Here is an 18,975-nt window from a genome sequence, read left to right as displayed (position 1 = left end):
GTTCAATTTACGAAAATAGCTTGGTCCTTATTGCTTAAATTTGCACTTTACAATTTCATATGTTAGAAAGACAGCACATAGAATATGAGCAGGCCGTTTTGATAGGTGTAATCAATAGGGAGCAAAATGAGGAAAAGGTAACCGAATACCTTGATGAACTGGAATTTTTGACCTATACGGCGGGTGGGGAAGTAACCAAACGTTTTGTACAACGTGTGGAGGTTCCCAATCCCAAGACCTATATAGGCAGTGGAAAAATGAAGGAGGTTGAAGCCTATGTTAAAGAGCATAAAATCGGGTCCGTTATTTTTGACGATGAGCTTACCCCCGCCCAGCAAAACAATATTGAAAAACTCTTGCGTTGTAAAATTCTAGACCGTACCGGACTTATTCTGGATATTTTTGCCCAGCGTGCACAGACTAGCTATGCCCGTACCCAAGTGGAACTCGCACAATATGAATATCTTTTACCTCGACTTACCGGCCTATGGACTCACTTGGAGCGCCAACGTGGAGGCATTGGAATGCGTGGCCCAGGGGAAACGGAAATTGAAACCGACCGCCGTATCGTCCGGGACAGGATTTCCTTATTAAAAAAGAAACTTGTTAAAATAGACAAGCAAATGGAAACCCAGCGTGGCAATCGAGGTTCCTTGGTCCGTGTGGCACTCGTAGGTTATACCAACGTAGGGAAATCCACCTTAATGAACGTGATAAGCAAAAGTGAAGTATTTGCCGAGAACAAGCTTTTTGCCACTTTGGATACCACGGTACGGAAAGTGGTCATTGGCAACCTTCCCTTTTTATTGAGTGATACGGTTGGATTCATTCGGAAACTTCCCACCCAGTTGGTGGAGAGTTTTAAAAGCACCTTGGATGAGGTACGGGAGGCGGATTTGTTGTTGCACGTAGTGGATATCTCCCACCCCCAATTTGAGGAGCATATCGATTCCGTAAACCAAATTCTGGATGAGATCAATAGTGCTGAAAAGCCCATGATAATGGTTTTCAACAAAATAGACCAGTATACCTTTGAAACCTTGGATGAAGACGATTTGGTCACCGAAAGAACTTCAAGGCACTTTACCATGCAAGAGTGGAAACGGACATGGATGCAGCGGCTAGGTAATAATGTTCTCTTTATTTCCGCCTTGAACAAGGACAATTTGGAAGAGTTTCGGAGCAAGGTATATAATGCCGTCAGGGAAATCCATGTAAGCAGATTCCCTTATAACAACTTCCTCTATCCAGAGCATCTAGATCAATACTAAAAAGCCACTTTTTATATAAAAAGGGTGTCATTCATCGATGAAATGTGACCGTTAATTTTTTCACCACAAATTGGGATCGGTTCACAACAATAATTTAGCACAGTCCCTTATCTGTACTACATTTACATTGTAATTAAGTGATAGTGTTGACCCAAAACCGACACCTTGAGCTTAACCGAAAAAGAATAGAGGTTTCCCCAAAACCAAAATTCGAACCTACAAGGCTTAGACCAAATTTTACAACAACCTACTTAACTAAAAAATAGCCCGAACCCCACAGTCCGGGCTTTTTTTTTCTCGAAAACATCAAAGTGCTTTCTATGCATTTCATCGATGATACAACGCATTTTAACGTTGTTCACAACAAATAATATTCCTTTCACAACAAAAATTTAAGCATTGCAGTCCATGAAGCTACATTCGCAATGTATTTAAAGGTTTAATGATTGTCCCAGAAGAGAACGTAACTTAACGGAAATTGGTCCCGATAGCTATCGGGATGGCACCGCCTAAATCTTTACCGAATATTGAGTTCGATTTTATTTGACTGTGCAAACAAATTAAATGTATCCTACTTAACAGAAAAGGCCCGACAATTATGTCGGGCCTTTTACTTTATACTACAAAATCCTACATTTTAAAAGGAGTAGTTGAGTCCAAAGATCCAGTAGGTCTGCAAGTCATTGTCAATGCTATCAAAAGTGGCGTCCGGATCTGGGGTAGGTGCCTTGTTTATGGCATAATCCAAAGCTTCTTGTTTGTTATTCCTAAGGCCGAATTCAAATCCAAGGCCTATACCGTTCCATAGCGTATACCCAAAGGAGTTGACCCATGTCCAGTTAGAAAGGTCTCCACTTTTATAGCTTTGGAAGGTGGAAAAATTGGTCTTGAAATTTATATCCCCTATTTGTCGGGTATAGTCTACCAAGATTTTGGCCCCGGCCGATGATTCATAAATATCGTCCTCACTACTGAACACAAAGTTGTAGTTGAGCGGATGTATAACCACTACCATATCCGTAATGGGTGTCCACGTAGCCCCGATTCCCAAATCCAAATAACCAGGATCGTTGAAATTGTTTATAATGGTGGTCCGATATTCTCCCAAAGCAGAAATTGCAAATTTTTCGCTCAACTTATAACCATAAAGAGAAGTAAGGTTAAAAACATCCGTAGTACCGTTGAAGCTTTCATCATCCGTATCACTATCCTTATCGTCCAACTTTACCCATTGCAGATTAATGTTTCCCGAATTCCTCCAAAAAAACTTTTCTTTGTTCAAATTGGCAAACGCATTAAGGGTAGCACCAATATTCCCGGAAGAGTTATTTGGAGTTCCTTGGGCATACCAGTTGTTGAATCCTGAAATGTTGGCCCCTATGGTTCCAAAAGCGCCCTTTTTCCAACCTGGAAAGGCATCTATTTGTCCTTGTAGGGCATCTACCCTACCTTGTATGGCCGCGATGGAATCTTTTTTAATGGCCTGTTCCGTCTTAAGCTCCTCAAGTGTCTGCGCCGAAGCAACAGAAACCATGAAGGCTGTTGCCAGCCCAAATACTAACTTTTTCATAATGTCTAGTGTTTAGTAATAGTTTATGAACTACAAATTTAAACATGTAAACAAATAATGAACAATGTTGTCAACAATTATTTGCGCTTAAAAAGGGGGACAGAAGAACAAGCTTCGCCATACATTACACTTTTGGCGACCGTTTGTAGTTTAGCAGTTATCCACAAATAGGCATTCGGCGGAACGGGTTTATTGGTACATCCTTTGATAATTATCGGTTTGTCCTTAAAATCATTAATATCCAAGTTTTCAATTACGGAATGGAACAAGATTGTTTCCAAATCCGTCAATGTTCCTTGGACCACTTTTATGGCATAAGGCTGCAAATGGGTCATTACCAGCATATAAGCCCATCCTGGGACGATAGCATCCGTTGAGCAAGTTAATGCAACATAAGAATTTTGATACTGCTCCCAAGAATGGCTTGCAATCTGGGCCCTAAATTCCTTTTCTTTGAGGATGAATCCCTCATGCAACCAATCCTTGATATCCAAAAGAATCCTTTTGCCTTCCGGATAGTGATCTTCCAGGTCAAAAGTGACCAATTTGCTTTGGGCCACGCGATTTACTATTTCAGACATAAGATTTCAGATTTAAGTGGTCAAGTTTAGCACGTAGAGCATTATTGCTTTTTCTCAAGATGTTTTATTAGCCCAAAAATTGTTTTGGATATTTCATCACAAATCGCAAATGAGTCACTAAATTCAGATTCCGTAATATACTCAATATCCAAAGCTAAATATAACTGAGATTTTACTTCATAACATGAAGCTTGGGCGATATTCAAAAAGTATATAAATTCCTTATTCGATTTTCTTCCAAATCCTTCGGCCATATTTGAAGAAATAGATATTGATGCTCTTCTTATCTGGTCTCTTAGGGCAAAGTCTTTTGAAAATTCAGAATCCTTGGTCAAGCGATAAATTTCCTTATTAAGCTCTCTTGCTTTCTTCTATGAAACTACTTGTTCAAATCCCTTATTAGCTGACATCTGATATCCCACATCTGAAATCTATAACAACCCCAATTCCAGCTTGGCTTCTTCGCTCATCAAATCCTGGGTCCAAGGAGGGTCAAAGGTAATTTCTACCTCCGCATCACTTACCATATCCAAGGACTTTACCTTTTCCTCTACTTCAACGGGTAGGGTTTCGGCCACCGGACAGTTGGGTGATGTTAACGTCATTAAAATCTTTACCTCATTATCCTCATTTACGAAAACATCATATATCAGGCCCAGTTCATAAATATCAACCGGGATTTCAGGATCGTAAATGGTCTTGAGAACCTTTACTATTTTCTCTCCCAATTCCTGGGTATCTATTTTGGTTATTTCCTCGCTCATTTCTCCTAGTTTAATTGTGTTTGATAGGCCACTGCATACAGTTTTAGCTGCTTAATCATACTGACCAATCCATTGGCCCGTGTGGGTGATAAATGCTCTTTAAGACCTATTTCATCGATGAAATGTGTATCTGCATTTATAATATCCTGAGGTCTTTGATTACTGAATGATCGTATTAAAATGGCTATGATACCCTTGGTAATAATGGCATCGCTGTCCGCGGTAAATACCAATTTGTCATTCTCCAACTCGGCATGCACCCAGACCTTGCTCTGGCAACCCTTAATTATATTATCCTCGGTTTTGTATTTCTCCTCTATTAAAGGAAGTGACTTCCCCAGTTCTATCATATATTCGTAACGTTGCATCCAATCATCAAATAGGGAAAACTCATCCACAATTTCCTCCTGAATTTCTTCAATGGTCATATATTGATTTTCGGTAAAAATACAACAAGAATGGATGGTTATCAACAATTTAAGAGAATGATAACTTGGCTTGTTTAGAGCAACATGGATTTCGCCCGTTGAACACCTTCCACCAAAACATCAACTTCTTCCTTGGTATTATAAAAGCTAAAGCTGGCGCGTACTGTTCCGGGTATTTTATAAAAATCCATTATGGGTTGGGCGCAATGATGACCCGTACGTACCGCAATGCCTAATTTATCCAAAATAGTTCCTATGTCATACGGATGAATACCCTCAATATTAAAGGAAATTACGGAAGTCTTGTTCTTGGCAGTGCCATAGATTTTAAGCCCATCGATTTCCAATAATTTCTCGGTAGCATAGTCCAATAGTTCCTTTTCATACTCCGCTATGGACTCAAAACCAATGGTGTTCATATAGTCCAGAGCTGCTCCAAAGGCAATTCCACCACAAATGTTGGGTGTGCCGGCCTCAAATTTATGAGGTAAATCTGCGTAAGTCGTCTTTTCAAAAGTAACCTCGGCTATCATCTCCCCACCGCCTTGATATGGAGGCAGTGCATTGAGCCATTCTTCTTTTCCATATAACATCCCAACCCCTGTTGGCCCACACATCTTATGGGCGGATACCGTATAGAAATCCACATCCAATGCCTTAAGATCTGCTTTAATATGAGGAGCTGCCTGTGCACCATCGATCAAAACTGCAGCACCAACCTCATGGGCCTTATCAATAATTTCCTGAATGGGGTTTATGGTTCCCAAGGCGTTGGAAACATGATTGCAAAAAACAAGCTTGGTCCTGTCCGAAAGCAATTTTTCGTATGCGTCCATTTCCAGTTCCCCATCCAGGCTCATGGGGATTACCTTTAGAATCGCCCCAGTTCTTTCTGCTAGCATTTGCCACGGCACGATATTGGAATGGTGTTCCATGGCCGAAACCAATATCTCATCCCCTTGTTTTAAAAAGGAAGAAAATCCATGGGCCACCAAGTTTATGGCATGGGTGGTACCCGAGGTAAAAATAACCTCATGGGACTTTGTGATATTAAAGTGCTCCTGAATCTTTTTTCGCGCCTCTTCATACTTGTCCGTAGCTTCTTGGGACAATGCATGTACCCCTCTATGAATGTTGGCATTGTAGTTACCATAATAATCTACAATAGCATCGATTACCTGCTGGGGAGTCTGTGATGTCGCGGCATTATCCAAATAAACCAATGGTTTGCCATTGACTTTTCGGTCTAGGATAGGAAAATCCTGCCTAATTGTTGCTATATCCAAGGAGGTCCGCAGCATCTACAGTATATTTTACAAATCGAATCCTAAACGAACTCCCAACTTATTGGCAATCAATTTATTGATTCTTGTTTTTAACTCAGGGATCCGAACACTTTCCAAAACATTATTGGCAAAAGCATACATCAACAAGGCCCTGGCTTCCTTTTTGGGAATACCCCGGGATTGTAGATAAAAAAGTGCCTCTTCGTCCAATTGGCCTATGGTACAACCATGGGAACATTTTACGTCGTCCGCGAAAATTTCTAATTGGGGTTTTGTGTTTATAGTGGCTTTGTCGCTGACCAGGATATTATTGTTCTGTTGGAAGGCATTGGTCTTTTGAGCTATTTTGTCCACGATAATCTTTCCGTTAAAGACTCCGGTAGAATTTTCACCATAGATACCTTTATAGTCTTGATGACTTTCGCAATTCGGTTCTATATGATGTACCAAGGTATGGTGGTCCACATGTTGCTTTTCCCCCAATATGGTAACTCCTTTCATGGTAGAGTCTATATACTCCCCATTTTGATAGAAGTTAAGGTTGTTCCTTGTAAGCTTTCCCCCAAAGGAAAAGGTATGTACCTTGACCACGCTTTTGTTTTTCTGATGGATATAGGTATTATCAATCAATGAAGATGAAGCCGTATCGTTCTGAACTTTGTAGTAATCTACAATAGCATTTTCCGCAGCATAAATCTCCGTAACACAATTCGTCAACACTTCATTGCTCGTTAAGCTCTGATGTCTTTCTATCACCTGCAGTTCGGCATTCTCTTCTACAACGATCAAATTTCGTGGCTGCAACATCAAGGATGCTTCATTTCCAGTAGCGAAATGCACGATTTCTACCGGTTTTTTGGGCATTTTGTTCTTTGGAATATAAATATAGGCCCCCTCCCTGCTGAAAGCAGTATTCAAAGTAGTCAAGGATTCGTCGTTGGACGCCACTTTATTGAAATAAACATCGATTACAGGTTTGTACATGGGCTTGGTAAGGGCGGAGCTCATTAAGCAAATATCTACGCCATCATGAGTGGTCTCGGATAAAAAAGAGCTATAGATACCATCTACAAATACTATTTTATAGGTGTCGATTTCATGTAGGAAGTATTTTTTAACGTCCTTATATTCCAAGGCATTGACTTCCTTTGGAAAAATACTGAAGTCCACCTTCTGTAGGCTATTCAACGAGGTATACTTCCAAGCTTCCAATTTTTTGTTCGGAAATCCCTTCATCTCAAAATTCTTCATCGCCTCAACACGAACGTCATGAACAGGATGATCAATATCCACATTACTTTCGAAAGCCATGAAGGATGATATGAGTTTGTCTTTTAAATCCATTTTTTAGTATTAAGTAGATAGTATTCGATAAGCAGAATCTGATGTCAGCTTATTCCCCAAGGAAGACTATCAATTAAACCACAGCTTCATTTTTGATCCAATCATACCCTTTTTCCTCCAACTCAAAGGCCAATTCCTTGGAACCGGACTTTACAATCTTTCCTTCATGTAGCACATGTACATAATCCGGTACAATGTATTCCAACAAACGCTGATAATGGGTAATCACTATAACCGCGTTATCCTTACTTCTCAATTTATTCACACCATTGGCCACGATACGAAGTGCATCAATGTCCAAACCTGAATCCGTTTCGTCCAAAATGGCCAATTTAGGCTCCAACATGGCCATTTGAAAAATTTCGTTTCGCTTTTTTTCACCCCCGGAAAAACCTTCGTTCAGCGATCTGGACAAAAACTTTCGATTTATGCCTAGCAGTTCGGATTTCTCGCGAATCAGCTTTAGCATTTGATTGGCAGGCATATCTTCCAAGCCTTTTGCTTTTCTAGATTCGTTAATGGCGGTTTTCATAAAGTTGGTGACAGTTACGCCAGGAATTTCAACGGGATACTGAAAAGACAGGAAAATCCCCTTGTGTGCACGTTCTTCCGGGGCGGAGTCTTCCAAATCCTCCCCATCCAAAACGACCGTACCTTCCGTAACTTCAAATTCCTCTTTGCCGGCAATCACTGCAGCTAGAGTACTCTTCCCAGACCCGTTTGGGCCCATAATGGCATGCACTTCTCCTGCGTTTACCTCCAGGTTGATACCGTTTAATATCTCGTTTCCTTCTACACCTGCATGCAGGTTATTTATCTTTAGCATTGTATTTCTTTTTTGATATGGTTTATCCTACGGAACCTTCTAAACTTATTTCCAACAATTTTTGGGCTTCAACGGCAAATTCCATGGGTAATTTGTTCAATACCTCTTTACTGAAACCATTTACAATAAGGGCGATGGCCTTCTCGGTATCTATTCCCCGTTGGTTACAATAAAAAATCTGATCTTCCCCAATTTTACTTGTAGTCGCCTCATGCTCTATTTGGGCCGATTTATTCTTCGCTTCGATATAGGGAAATGTGTGGGCACCACATTCATTGCCCATCAAAAGGGAATCGCATTGTGAAAAATTCCGTGCATTTTCCGCCCTGCTATTTACCTGTACCAATCCCCTGTAACTGTTCTGTGACTGTCCTGCGGAGATACCTTTTGATATAATGGTACTTCGGGTATTTTTGCCCAAATGCACCATTTTGGTCCCGGTATCCGCTTGTTGGAAATTGTTGGTTACGGCAATGGAATAAAATTCCCCGATGGAATTGTTCCCCTTTAAAATACAGGATGGATATTTCCAGGTTATCGCCGAACCTGTTTCCACTTGGGTCCAGGAAATCTTTGCGTTTTTCTCGCACAATCCTCTTTTGGTCACAAAATTGTAAACACCCCCCTTGCCTTCCTTATCCCCAGGAAACCAGTTTTGTACCGTTGAATATTTTATTTCGGCGTTGTCCAAAGCAATAAGTTCGACTACAGCTGCATGTAATTGGTTTTCATCACGGGACGGGGCGGTACAACCTTCCAGATAACTAACATAACTACCTTCATCTGCTATGACCAATGTCCGTTCAAATTGGCCCGTACCGGCTTGATTTATCCGAAAGTACGTGGAGAGTTCCATTGGGCATCTTACCCCTTTGGGTATGTAGCAGAAACTCCCGTCCGAGAATACAGCCGAATTCAAAGCGGCATAAAAATTGTCCTTTTGGGGGACGACGGAACCTATATATTTTTTGACTAGTTCCGGATGTTCCTGTATGGCTTCTGAAATGGAACAAAAAATAATTCCTTTTTCAGCCAAGGTCTTTTTAAAGGTAGTGGCTACGGAAACGGAGTCCATAACAATATCTACCGCAACCCCAGCCAGTTTTTTCTGTTCATCAAGGGAAATTCCCAATTTTTTGAAGGTCTCCAACAATTCGGGATCTACCTCGTCCAAGCTATTGTATTTGGGCTTTTTATTCGGGGCCGAATAATAGGAAATATCCTGAAATTCAGGTTTCTTGTAGTGAATATTGGCCCATTCCGGTTCAACCATTTCCTTCCAGTACCGGTAGGATTCCAAGCGCCATTGCGTCATCCAGGCGGGTTCCTCCTTTTTCTTGGAAATGGCTATAACAATTTCCTCACTGAGCCCTTTGGGAAAAGTATCCGATTCAATATCTGTATAGAAACCATACTCGTATTCTTTGGTTTCCAGTTCTTTCTTTAATTCCTCTTCAGTATATGCCATGTTCTTTTTTAAGTTAAAGGCTAAAAAGTAAAACAGCGAAGTTCAGCTATTTCGTTTTTTAACATACTTAATATAATTTGCGAGTTGTTTAGATATACCAACAATACCATCCTTATAATGTGACAACTCTTTTGCGTCAAAATATCCTATTTCCTCCATTACATTAAAAAGATTTCGAACTTCTCCTGCCGAACCTTTTGAAAAATACAAGAATCTAATTAGTTCCCTATCCGTTTCTCTTTCAAAACCTTCAGATATGTTATTGGAAATTGAGATGGTTGCCCTTTTTAATTGGTCTACCATAGCAAAATCATTTTTCAGTGGTTTCTTCTCCAATAATTTATATATGCTACCGGTAAAGCTTATGGTTGCTTTATAAACTTCCAAATTTTCAAAGGAGCTATACATGCACTTTGCTTTTTCCCCTTTAACTCTTTAACTTATTATAATGAAAAACTCTCACCGCATCCACATGTTCTTTGCGCATTAGGATTGTTGAATACAAAGCCCTTGCCGTTTAATCCACCCGAGTATTCCAAGGTTGTGCCTACGAGGTACAGAAAACTCCTTTTGTCCACAATGATGCGAACATCGTTATCCTCAAAAACCTTATCGGCTTCATCCACCTTATTATCAAAATTCAATTCATAGGACAACCCACTGCATCCTCCGCTTTTTACACCTACGCGAACATAGTCCTTGGAAGCATCAAAACCTTCCTCTGTCATTAAGGTGACAACTTTTTGCTTGGCTGTTTCCGATACTTGAATCATATCTTAATTGGATTTATTCTAAATAGTTTACAAATATAAGGTATCGTGGGGTTTTTACCACATTTCCTAACATTATTATAACGTATTAAAGTATAAGGGTAACTTATGGTGAAGTACAATCTTAGGAAAAGAAAATTACTTGATTTTAATTAAGACTAGATCTGTCATTCCCTTCCCTTGAAGTTCCAAGAAGCCAGGGTCATCCATCTCGCCAACCAAGACAATACCTCCATCGTTACTTTGAAGGGCATCAAATCCAAAGTCCAACCCGGCCCCTCCATAGCTATCTTGCCAGATTAAGGTACCATCGGCGTCGGTCTTAATTATCCAAATATCATTCTCGCCTTCGTTTTTAGTGACGTCGGCATCTGAACTTTTGGAATTCCCCGAGATTATGAATCCGCCGTCCTTTGCCAGACTCACATTTTCCGCGGCATCAAATTGGGTCCCTCCCAAAGTGGTTTCCCATAACAAATTTCCGGAATCATCAATTTTTATCATCCAAACATCTGATTCCCCATTGTTTTTGGAAACATCGGTATCGGTACTAAAGGTATGTCCCGTAACAACGTAATTCCCATCCTCCGTTTTTACGATGTCCTGTGAAATTTCAATCCCTGTTCCTCCAAATGAGCGCTCCCAAACCAAATCGCCTTGAACATTGATTTTTAGAACCCAAAAATCATAGCTCCCCTTGGTATTTGAGATATCAAAATCATCGCTTTCCGAAAACCCGGCCATAACAAAACCACCATCATCTGCCTGTACCACGGCATGGGCTCTATCATTGTTGGTCCCGCCAAAATATCTTCGCCACTCTATGTTGCCCTGTGCATCGATCTTGGTTCCCCAAAACTCACCAACGCCATGGCGTGTAAGGGAATACCCCTTTTCTTCATATCCATCTGCCCTGGCAGCCGTTATGTCTAAAAACCCAATGAAAAAATAGCCTCCATCACTTGTCTGTAGCACATCATAAGAATGGTCATGCCCAGAAAATCCATAACTCCGTTCCCACTCCATATTTCCAGTAGCATCCAACTTAACGATCCAATTGTCATGAAAACCTTCATTGTTACTGCCATCTCCATCGCTGCTCATCGCGTAGCCCGTTATGGCATAGCCTCCATCCATGGTCTGCACCACGGATTGCCCCCTATCATCCATGCTACCGCCATAGGTTTTACTCCATTGCAAATTGCCGTCCACATCCAATTTCAATAACCAATAATCGTTTACCTCCAAAGTCCTATCCGTAAGGTCTCCATCTGTACTATTGGTGTATCCCAATATGGCATAACCTCCATCAGAAGTTGTAATCATGGCTCTAGGGGTGTCCGCTCCCGATCCGCCAAAACTCCTGACCCAATCAATTTTGCCCTGAAAAATATTTTCCTCTTCTCTTTCCAAGGGCTGGTTTTCTAAATTGTCATTTTCAGAATCTGTAGAACAGCCCATTAGGACTATTAAAAAAAACAGAAGGAATATCCTCTTCATTGTGACCTATTTTTAAGATATAGGTGATTTTCCCTAATCCGATTTTCTAATTACGAAAAGTCCGGAATTTGTATCACTAACAACTATTTTTCCACTTTCAAAAAAGGGGTAAACGCTCCAAACACCATCAAAACCCGGAGTATCGCTTTCAGGATAAGTATCGAAAAAACCTTCTTCAACGATATTACTATTTGCTATATCCGAAATGTCGAGAACGCGGATTCCGGCCGTATAATTGGCCAGAAAAAATTGATCCCCCTTTACATACCCATTATGATCTGTTGCACTGGTCGGTCCTAAATACGTATGATGTAATACGGGTTCATCTAAATCCGTAAAGTCAAAAATCAGGGTCCGTGATTGGAACCCGAAGTTGATTTCATCTGTTTCGTCCCCAAGAATAAAATAAGTATGATCTTCCGTGAACCAACCTTGATGGGTATAGCCAATATTGCCGTACTGAACGGTGGCTATTTCCGAAGGATTTGCCTTATCCGTAACATCGGCTACTATTATTCTGTTTTCGTTAGCGCCAATGTAGATTTCCCTACCGCTATAATCCGGGTCCGGTCCGTTATATGTAACCACCTGCGCATCATGTGAATATCCATTGGCGCCATAACCTCCTGCCGGAACTGGATTTTTAGGGTCTTGGACATCTACAAAATGAGCCCCTCCGTTAAAAGCATCGTCCCGGGCCGTGCCTACTGGATAGGCAAATCCGGTATCCTCATTGATCACAACATTGTGTGCATTTCCAAACCCGGTATATATCGCGTCCTCTTCAAAAGTCTGTGGTGGACTTGCCACATTGCGTAATCTGGTAAGATCAAAGACCTGCATACCATGTCCATTGGCTTCGGAAACAATAAATGCATGGTCATTAAAAACCTTTACATCGCGCCAAATGCTGGCTACCGTTGTAGTGGGCAATTTTCCTAAATATATCAAATTTTCGGTATCCGATATATCTATAAAGGCTGTTCCGTTGTCCAACCCCATTAAGGCATATTCCTTGCCTGTGGAGCTATCTGTCCATCCCCAAATATCATTTCCTGAATTCGCTCCAAAATCCGATAGCGAAATTCTCCCAAGCAGATCATATCCATCACACGCGAACGGTCCCGCCGTTCCATTCTCACAAGGGGTAAATCCGACTGTATCATCAATGTTGCCCTGTGGTGCTTGATTATCCATACTGCCGTCATCTCCATTGCCATTGTCATCGTTGGAGCAACCAAAAAATAGGAAAGTGCCAAGTAGGAAAGCGAAGAACCTTTTCATAGCCTAATTATAAGTTCTTTTCTAGTAAAGATACTATTTATATTATATCCTCCTTATTTTTGCAGCATGCTGGAAAATAAGAATCAGGAGCGCACCTCCTTGGAGCAATTGGGGGAGTTTGGATTGATAGATCATTTGACCAAGGACTTTCCTATAAATCTAAAATCGACCATAAAAGGTATTGGCGATGATGCCGCCGTGCTCAATTTTGAGAATACAAGAACAATCGTTACCAACGATTTGTTGGTCGAGGGCGTTCATTTTGACCTCAGCTATATGCCCTTAAAACATCTGGGATACAAATCAGTAGTGGTAAACCTGTCCGATGTCTATGCCATGAATGCCAAGGCCACCCAAATTTTGGTTTCCATTGCGGTCTCCAATAGATTTCCTTTGGAAGCGCTCGAAGAACTTTACGAAGGTATTGCCTTGGCCTGTAATTTTTACAAGGTGGACTTGGCCGGAGGGGATACCACTTCCTCTACAAAAGGCATGCTCATTAGCGTAACCGCGATGGGAGAGATTAGGGAGGAAAATATTGCTTACCGCAACGGGGCGAGACCAAACGACCTGCTTGTGGTTACCGGAGATTTGGGCGGAGCGTATATGGGGCTACAGGTGCTTGAACGGGAGAAAGAAGTTTTTAAGGTAAATCCCAATAGCCAACCTGATCTAGAACCGTATTCCTATATTGTAGAACGGCAATTGAAACCTGAAGCACGAAAGGATATGGTAGCGCTTTTGAAAGACCTACAGGTAAAACCAACTTCTATGATCGACATTAGCGATGGCCTGTCTTCTGAGATATTACATCTCTGCAAACAGAGCCAAGTAGGGTGTAAGTTGTTCGAGGATAAAATTCCTTTGGATCCCACCGTTATTTCAGCCTGCGAGGAGTTTAAGATGGACAGTACCTTGGTAGCGCTTAGTGGTGGCGAGGACTATGAGCTGTTGTTTACAATAGACCAAAAGGACTTTGACAAAATCAAAGGCAATCCAAATTTGACCGTCATTGGGCATATGACGGATGATTCGTTAGGTGCCAACTTAATTACACGAGGCGAAAGCCAAATTCCATTAACAGCACAAGGATGGAATTCTTTTAAGTCTTAGGAGAAATTTAAATCGCAAAAAAAAATTCCCGAAAATCAAGGGCAATCCCTACTAAACTGTTGTGGGGCAAACGACAGTGGAGAATAAGGGTGCTTACTCAATTTCCAGGAATAACTCATAATTCCGCTTGCCCCTTGGGCACGGAACCTTCTTGCCAAAGCATAGTTAAGCTACCTGCTGTGCAGCTCTATGTCTTTTTTGATAAAGACCTTCCAAGGTCTTGTTAATATCCTGTAATTCCGGAGTCAGGGTAGAAAGGTTTCCGCTGACATCCGTGGTGACTTCTTTACCACAATGGATACATTTATATTCTTTAATGTGATGGGTAATTTTTTTGGACACAACATAATGATGGCCAAAAACACTGCAAAAAAACTTTTTCATACTTGTAGGTTTATCAAGTCGTACTCGATGATTGGGGTTCATTAAGAATACGAAATTCTGGATTTGGGTCAATTGCTCACAATGTCCGTTGAACATTATATAGCATACAACGCCTTAGCATTGTTTTTTATTGGGTATAGCAGGCATTTCTTTTCAAAAAATCGACAAAGTGCAACTTTTGGTAAAATCTTAAACATGGCCTGAAGAAGCTGTACTTAGTACAAAGCGCAATTTTGGGTTAACTTTCCAGTCTCAAAAAATCGACAAAGTGAAAATGACCAAAGTAACCTATGTAACCGCATTTGCCTTATTCTCGCTTTTCTTTGGGGCCGGCAATCTTATCCTACCACCTTTGTTGGGCTTTCGATCTGGAGAACTTTGGTGGTTGGTCGCCCTGGGATTTTGTCTCTCTGCAGTTTTAATTCCTATTTTGGGTATCTTGGCCCATGCCCGTTTGCAAGGAACACTTTTTGATTTAGGAAAAAAGGTATCCCCCACTTTTAGTTGGGTTTATTCTTTTTTGATTTATGCCATCGCTATTAGTTTACCCTCTCCCAGAACGGCTGCTGTTACTCATGAAATAGCCATTGCACCTGTGTTCCAAACTCCGGCCATTTTGACCAGCTCTATCTATTTTATGCTGGTCTTCATTTTTGTTATGAACCGGTCCAAAATCCTAAATGTGATTGGAAAGTGGTTAACTCCGGCCATTATTCTTATCCTTTTGGTAATTATCGCTACGACCTTCTTTTCGTTCGAATTCGATTTTGGAAATATCGACTTTAATAATCCTTTTGCCGATGGCGTCTTAGAGGGTTATCAAACGTTCGATGCCATGGGGGCCGTTGTTGTTGGTGGAGTGATCATCGTCTCCATAAACCTTAAGATGGCCGATGCCACTTACGATGAAAAGAAAGCCCTAATTGCGAATGCCGGATGGTTGGCGGGATCAGGATTGTTCCTTATATATGCAGGGCTTATTCTTACCGGGGCCCTGATGCACTTCGAATTCGATGATACTATTACCCGAACTGCCTTATTGAGTGGTATCGGCAAATATACCTTGGGTAGTACGGCCAATCTTTTTCTTAGTCTTTTAGTGGGATTGGCCTGTTTTACTACGGCCGTGGGCATCATTACGGGAACGGCAGATTTTGTTAAGTACCGTTTTAACAATTCGCAAAAGGCTTATACCCTAACAGCAATAATAGGGTGCGTTCTTGGAGTGGTCATGGGACAATTTAATGTGGGCTATATCATTGCCGTGGCCTTGCCTGCTCTCATGTTTATTTACCCGATTACTATAGTTTTAATTCTACTTAATGTAGTTCCCCGGAAGTTTGCATCAACAAAAGTCTTTACATGGGTGGTACTTACCACGATACTTTTTAGTATTCCTGATTTTTTGAGAAGTATTGGTCTTGGGGAATCGATTGCCGGTATTTCCGAATGGATTCCCCTAAGCCAATTTAGTATGGGTTGGGTGTTACCTTCCGCTGCAATTTTCACTCTAACCAATTTTATAAAAAAGAGTCTGTGACTTCCATTTCCTTTGTCTATGTGAAATCTATTTTTTATGGTTGAAGGGTCTCCTTGCCCGACCTAAGACTTAGGGAGCATCCCCATAACGACCTTTGGGGTCGAAGCTATGCCTTTTAGGAAGCACTTTCCTCAATTGATATGTCTGTCCCGGTCAATACATTAATCGGGAATATATAAAACCGGGAAAATGCCCTAGTGAAAATCAAATATTTCCCATCCGCCGTAATAACCGGAAAGTTTTCCGTTTCTGCGGTGTTTATTCCATAATTCAACTTTTTCGGCCGGGTCCAATCATCATTTTTAAAATAAGAAATATATAAATCCGTATTCAAGGTCCCTTTTTTGGATTCTTCCTTAATACAAACTATGAGATAATCCTCGTTGGGGCCCATGGCGAATTCGTAGATTGTTAAGCCCAGCTGGGACCTCCATCGATTTATCGGTTCAAATGGTTTCGGCTCGTCATATTTGTCGTTATCGAGCAATTCCATCTTATAGGAATAGGTATGTGCCCAATCGGGTGTATCCGAGGTAAAGAAAATCGTGCCCGTTTTCGCCATAGAAGGCTGGGAATTATAATTGTACATAAGGGTTTTTGGTCCCAATTCTTGGGGCCATCCATAACCGCTGTCAGATCGCTTTATCGACCAGAAATTATAATTCGGTCGATTCGTTGTATCATTTTTGGTCCGCATGTTGGACAGAAAAATAAGCTTGTTTTCTTTCGGAACATTAAGTTGGTATGTAAACGAATAGTCCTCATCATAATACTCGGCCACCTTTGGTACGTTCCATTGGCCTTTTTCAAAGGTGGATTGATAAGGTATATATTTTTCCTGGTCCTTTGTTTTCTTTCGAAAAAAGAAGAAGGTGTTATAATCGTCCGAAAAAGAGCCTTTGTATGTATTTCGCTCCATAGCCAATTCAGGGGCAAAGATGGCCAAGGAATCAATGTTTTCATATTGAGTCAAACCGTTGGCACTTTTATAATTCGAGCAACTTGCCGCCAAAAAACCAAATATACATATGGCTATTCCAATTCTTTTTCCCATCGTTTTCATTCATTAAATGTGTGTTGATTCCAAATTAAATATTGCTTCTTTGTGTACGAGAGCCAACCCAACTATTTTGCCATAAGAGATTCGATTTCCTCCAACTCAATCGGGATATTACGCATTAGATTAAACGGTTTCCCATTCTCCTGAATGACCACATCGTCTTCCAATCGTACCCCCATTTTTTCCTCAGGAATATAAATGCCAGGCTCAACGGTAAAAACCATATTGGCCTTCATAGGAGTCTTAAGCTCCCCATAGTCATGGGTGTCCAAGCCAATATGGTGACTGGTGCCGTGCATAAAATACTTTTTATAAGCTGGCCAATTTTTATCCTCGTTCTGTACATCGGCCTTGTCCAGAAGATTTAGGCCCAAGAGTTCGGAAGTCATCACCTTCCCTACTTCCTTGTGGTATTCCGCCCAAATTGTACCGGGAACCAACATCTGTGTCGCCTCTTTTTTAACACGCAAAACGGCTTCGTACACTGCTTTTTGGCGTTCGTCAAACCTGCCATTTACGGGAACTGTCCGTGTAAGATCACTGGAGTAGTTGGCATATTCTGCAGCAACATCCATTAAAATTAATTCCCCATCCTTACACTGCTGGTTGTTTTCTATATAATGAAGCACATTGGCATTATTGCCCGAAGCGACTATGGGCGTGTAGGCAAATCCTTTGGAACGATTTCGTACAAACTCGTGGAGCAATTCGGCCTCGATTTCATATTCCCAAACACCCGGCTGTACAAAATCCAAAACCCGTCGAAAGCCCTTTTCGGTAATATTGCATGCCTTTTGCATAAGGTCTATTTCCTCGGGTTCCTTAACACCACGAATATGTTGTAATATGGAGTTGCTTTTGGCAACGTTATGTGCCGGGAATTTTCGTTTGCATTCTTGAATAAATCGATCTTCTCGGGTTTGGGTCTCTACGGCTTGCCTGTAATGTTCATTGGTATTCAGGTAAATGGTGTTGGCCTCGGTCATGAGGTCAAAAAACACCTTGTCGAAATCGGACAGCCAATAAATGGTCCCGATTCCGGAAACTTCCGTGGCCTTTTCCTTGGTCAATTTGGCTCCTTCCCAAACGGCAATATGAGCATTCGTTTCCCTTACGAAGAGAACCTCACGATGTTTTTTGTCCAGAGCATCGGGGAAAAGCACCAAAATCGTTTCCTCTTGATCCGCGCCGCTCAGATAGAAAATGTCTCGATGTTGCTGAAAGGGCATTGTGCTATCTGCACTAATGGGATATACATCATTGGAATTGAATACCGCTAAACTTTTGGGCAGCATTCGGGTCATGAATTTTTTACGGTTCTTTACAAAAAGTGTATCAGGAATTTGGTCGTATTTCATTTTGACATGTGCTTTGATCAAAAATAGCGATTTCCACGAAGATCTAAGTCATCAAAATAAAGAGACCCCAAAGGCTTTAAAGCCTTTGGGGTCAGAGTTTACGTTGGTTATGTTATCGTTATTATTTTCCTATCGCATTTTTGATAGCGCCTATAATGGCCATGAGAACACCGCCGCCTACTCCACCTCCGGCTACACTACCTAAAATGCTGGCCATATCCATTTCACCACCACCGGTTTCCAATCCCAGCATTCCCAAAAGTTGGCCTCCAAGACCCCCTCCCAAAATTCCTAAGACAGAGTTTACCACGGTTCCTAAGGACAGGTTGTTCATTAACTTCCCAGCCAAGTTGCCTCCGATGGCCCCTGAAATTAATTGAATAATTAACGGTAAGTATTCTTCCATTTTAAAAGTTTTGGTTGGTTAT

The 18,975-nt window shown here is 41.2% G+C and carries 19 protein-coding genes and 1 pseudogene; 3 read left to right on the top strand and 17 right to left on the bottom strand.

Annotated features, from left to right (window positions below):
* Positions 1 to 59: 59 nt before the first annotated feature.
* Complete coding sequence (hflX, locus tag ACP2AF_RS05665; protein ID WP_425235265.1) at positions 60 to 1,271, top strand: GTPase HflX; 1,212 nt, start codon at positions 60 to 62, stop codon at positions 1,269 to 1,271.
* 637 nt (positions 1,272 to 1,908) lie between these two features.
* On the opposite strand, the gene ACP2AF_RS05660 is transcribed toward hflX, so the two are convergent.
* The 13 genes and pseudogenes from ACP2AF_RS05660 to ACP2AF_RS05600 form a co-directional block, all read right to left on the bottom strand.
* Positions 1,909 to 2,841, bottom strand: coding sequence for a DUF3078 domain-containing protein (locus ACP2AF_RS05660; RefSeq protein ID WP_425235264.1), 933 nt, complete (start codon positions 2,839 to 2,841; stop codon positions 1,909 to 1,911).
* 77 nt (positions 2,842 to 2,918) lie between these two features.
* A complete protein-coding gene (locus tag ACP2AF_RS05655; RefSeq protein ID WP_425235263.1) occupies positions 2,919 to 3,422 on the bottom strand; it encodes a DUF2480 family protein in 504 nt (167 codons plus the stop codon).
* A gap of 41 nt (positions 3,423 to 3,463) precedes the next feature.
* A pseudogene (locus ACP2AF_RS05650) lies at positions 3,464 to 3,781 on the bottom strand (four helix bundle protein); the annotation flags it as partial.
* A gap of 72 nt (positions 3,782 to 3,853) precedes the next feature.
* Complete coding sequence (locus ACP2AF_RS05645; RefSeq protein ID WP_422082625.1) at positions 3,854 to 4,186, bottom strand: DUF59 domain-containing protein; 333 nt, start codon at positions 4,184 to 4,186, stop codon at positions 3,854 to 3,856.
* A 5-nt stretch (positions 4,187 to 4,191) separates the two neighbouring features.
* Entirely contained in the window at positions 4,192 to 4,614 is a 423-nt protein-coding gene (locus ACP2AF_RS05640) for a SufE family protein (protein ID WP_425235262.1), read from the bottom strand.
* Between the two features lie 74 nt (positions 4,615 to 4,688).
* Positions 4,689 to 5,915 (bottom strand): aminotransferase class V-fold PLP-dependent enzyme, encoded by a 1,227-nt coding sequence (locus ACP2AF_RS05635; protein WP_425235261.1) that lies wholly within the window; start codon positions 5,913 to 5,915, stop codon positions 4,689 to 4,691.
* A 12-nt stretch (positions 5,916 to 5,927) separates the two neighbouring features.
* The gene (gene sufD / locus ACP2AF_RS05630) at positions 5,928 to 7,244 is read right to left on the bottom strand and encodes a Fe-S cluster assembly protein SufD (RefSeq protein ID WP_425235260.1); all 1,317 of its coding nucleotides are present in this window, start codon (positions 7,242 to 7,244) and stop codon (positions 5,928 to 5,930) included.
* Between the two features lie 73 nt (positions 7,245 to 7,317).
* Complete coding sequence (gene sufC / locus ACP2AF_RS05625) at positions 7,318 to 8,070, bottom strand: Fe-S cluster assembly ATPase SufC (protein ID WP_120709866.1); 753 nt, start codon at positions 8,068 to 8,070, stop codon at positions 7,318 to 7,320.
* A gap of 22 nt (positions 8,071 to 8,092) precedes the next feature.
* A complete protein-coding gene (gene sufB / locus ACP2AF_RS05620; RefSeq protein ID WP_425235259.1) occupies positions 8,093 to 9,538 on the bottom strand; it encodes a Fe-S cluster assembly protein SufB in 1,446 nt (481 codons plus the stop codon).
* A gap of 42 nt (positions 9,539 to 9,580) precedes the next feature.
* Complete coding sequence (locus ACP2AF_RS05615; protein WP_282160086.1) at positions 9,581 to 9,946, bottom strand: four helix bundle protein; 366 nt, start codon at positions 9,944 to 9,946, stop codon at positions 9,581 to 9,583.
* Between the two features lie 35 nt (positions 9,947 to 9,981).
* The gene (locus ACP2AF_RS05610) at positions 9,982 to 10,311 is read right to left on the bottom strand and encodes a HesB/IscA family protein (protein WP_425235258.1); all 330 of its coding nucleotides are present in this window, start codon (positions 10,309 to 10,311) and stop codon (positions 9,982 to 9,984) included.
* Between the two features lie 135 nt (positions 10,312 to 10,446).
* Positions 10,447 to 11,808, bottom strand: coding sequence for a hypothetical protein (locus tag ACP2AF_RS05605; RefSeq protein ID WP_425235257.1), 1,362 nt, complete (start codon positions 11,806 to 11,808; stop codon positions 10,447 to 10,449).
* Positions 11,809 to 11,841: 33 nt separating this feature from the next.
* Positions 11,842 to 13,092 carry a choice-of-anchor B family protein gene (locus ACP2AF_RS05600; protein WP_425235256.1) on the bottom strand — a complete coding sequence of 417 codons (1,251 nt, stop codon included), beginning with the start codon at positions 13,090 to 13,092 and terminating at the stop codon, positions 11,842 to 11,844.
* 66 nt (positions 13,093 to 13,158) lie between these two features.
* On the opposite strand from ACP2AF_RS05600, the gene thiL reads away from it, so the two are divergent.
* Complete coding sequence (thiL, locus tag ACP2AF_RS05595; protein ID WP_425235255.1) at positions 13,159 to 14,205, top strand: thiamine-phosphate kinase; 1,047 nt, start codon at positions 13,159 to 13,161, stop codon at positions 14,203 to 14,205.
* Positions 14,206 to 14,370: 165 nt separating this feature from the next.
* On the opposite strand, the gene ACP2AF_RS05590 is transcribed toward thiL, so the two are convergent.
* Entirely contained in the window at positions 14,371 to 14,589 is a 219-nt protein-coding gene (locus ACP2AF_RS05590) for a hypothetical protein (protein ID WP_425235254.1), read from the bottom strand.
* 268 nt (positions 14,590 to 14,857) lie between these two features.
* Here ACP2AF_RS05590 and brnQ point away from each other — a divergent pair, with 268 nt between their 5' ends.
* Positions 14,858 to 16,129 carry a branched-chain amino acid transport system II carrier protein gene (gene brnQ, locus ACP2AF_RS05585; protein ID WP_425235253.1) on the top strand — a complete coding sequence of 424 codons (1,272 nt, stop codon included), beginning with the start codon at positions 14,858 to 14,860 and terminating at the stop codon, positions 16,127 to 16,129.
* 115 nt (positions 16,130 to 16,244) lie between these two features.
* On the opposite strand, the gene ACP2AF_RS05580 is transcribed toward brnQ, so the two are convergent.
* From ACP2AF_RS05580 to ACP2AF_RS05570, 3 genes are all read right to left on the bottom strand, one after another.
* A complete protein-coding gene (locus ACP2AF_RS05580; RefSeq protein ID WP_425235252.1) occupies positions 16,245 to 17,183 on the bottom strand; it encodes a hypothetical protein in 939 nt (312 codons plus the stop codon).
* A 71-nt stretch (positions 17,184 to 17,254) separates the two neighbouring features.
* Positions 17,255 to 18,547, bottom strand: a complete 1,293-nt coding sequence (locus tag ACP2AF_RS05575; RefSeq protein WP_425235251.1) for an aminopeptidase P family protein — start codon at positions 18,545 to 18,547, stop codon at positions 17,255 to 17,257.
* 121 nt (positions 18,548 to 18,668) lie between these two features.
* Positions 18,669 to 18,953, bottom strand: a complete 285-nt coding sequence (locus ACP2AF_RS05570; protein WP_425235250.1) for a hypothetical protein — start codon at positions 18,951 to 18,953, stop codon at positions 18,669 to 18,671.
* Between the last annotated feature and the right edge of the window lie 22 nt (positions 18,954 to 18,975).

Source organism: Ulvibacterium sp. (assembly GCF_965248315.1).
In the GTDB taxonomy this organism is placed as follows: domain Bacteria; phylum Bacteroidota; class Bacteroidia; order Flavobacteriales; family Flavobacteriaceae; genus Ulvibacterium.
Note: the sequence above shows the minus strand (reverse complement) of the source record. Positions and strands in the feature narration are given on the sequence as shown.

Bases quoted from the DNA above. Each gene is read 5' to 3' on its own strand.
- hflX (WP_425235265.1), top strand. From the start codon at position 60: ATGTTAGAAAGACAGCACATAGAATATGAGCAGGCCGTTTTGATAGGT.
- ACP2AF_RS05660 (WP_425235264.1), bottom strand. From the start codon at position 2,841: ATGAAAAAGTTAGTATTTGGGCTGGCAACAGCCTTCATGGTTTCTGTT.
- ACP2AF_RS05655 (WP_425235263.1), bottom strand. From the start codon at position 3,422: ATGTCTGAAATAGTAAATCGCGTGGCCCAAAGCAAATTGGTCACTTTT.
- ACP2AF_RS05645 (WP_422082625.1), bottom strand. From the start codon at position 4,186: ATGAGCGAGGAAATAACCAAAATAGATACCCAGGAATTGGGAGAGAAA.
- ACP2AF_RS05640 (WP_425235262.1), bottom strand. From the start codon at position 4,614: ATGACCATTGAAGAAATTCAGGAGGAAATTGTGGATGAGTTTTCCCTA.
- ACP2AF_RS05635 (WP_425235261.1), bottom strand. From the start codon at position 5,915: ATGCTGCGGACCTCCTTGGATATAGCAACAATTAGGCAGGATTTTCCT.
- sufD (WP_425235260.1), bottom strand. From the start codon at position 7,244: ATGGATTTAAAAGACAAACTCATATCATCCTTCATGGCTTTCGAAAGT.
- sufC (WP_120709866.1), bottom strand. From the start codon at position 8,070: ATGCTAAAGATAAATAACCTGCATGCAGGTGTAGAAGGAAACGAGATA.
- sufB (WP_425235259.1), bottom strand. From the start codon at position 9,538: ATGGCATATACTGAAGAGGAATTAAAGAAAGAACTGGAAACCAAAGAA.
- ACP2AF_RS05615 (WP_282160086.1), bottom strand. From the start codon at position 9,946: ATGTATAGCTCCTTTGAAAATTTGGAAGTTTATAAAGCAACCATAAGC.
- ACP2AF_RS05610 (WP_425235258.1), bottom strand. From the start codon at position 10,311: ATGATTCAAGTATCGGAAACAGCCAAGCAAAAAGTTGTCACCTTAATG.
- ACP2AF_RS05605 (WP_425235257.1), bottom strand. From the start codon at position 11,808: ATGAAGAGGATATTCCTTCTGTTTTTTTTAATAGTCCTAATGGGCTGT.
- ACP2AF_RS05600 (WP_425235256.1), bottom strand. From the start codon at position 13,092: ATGAAAAGGTTCTTCGCTTTCCTACTTGGCACTTTCCTATTTTTTGGT.
- thiL (WP_425235255.1), top strand. From the start codon at position 13,159: ATGCTGGAAAATAAGAATCAGGAGCGCACCTCCTTGGAGCAATTGGGG.
- ACP2AF_RS05590 (WP_425235254.1), bottom strand. From the start codon at position 14,589: ATGAAAAAGTTTTTTTGCAGTGTTTTTGGCCATCATTATGTTGTGTCC.
- ACP2AF_RS05580 (WP_425235252.1), bottom strand. From the start codon at position 17,183: ATGGGAAAAAGAATTGGAATAGCCATATGTATATTTGGTTTTTTGGCG.
- ACP2AF_RS05575 (WP_425235251.1), bottom strand. From the start codon at position 18,547: ATGAAATACGACCAAATTCCTGATACACTTTTTGTAAAGAACCGTAAA.
- ACP2AF_RS05570 (WP_425235250.1), bottom strand. From the start codon at position 18,953: ATGGAAGAATACTTACCGTTAATTATTCAATTAATTTCAGGGGCCATC.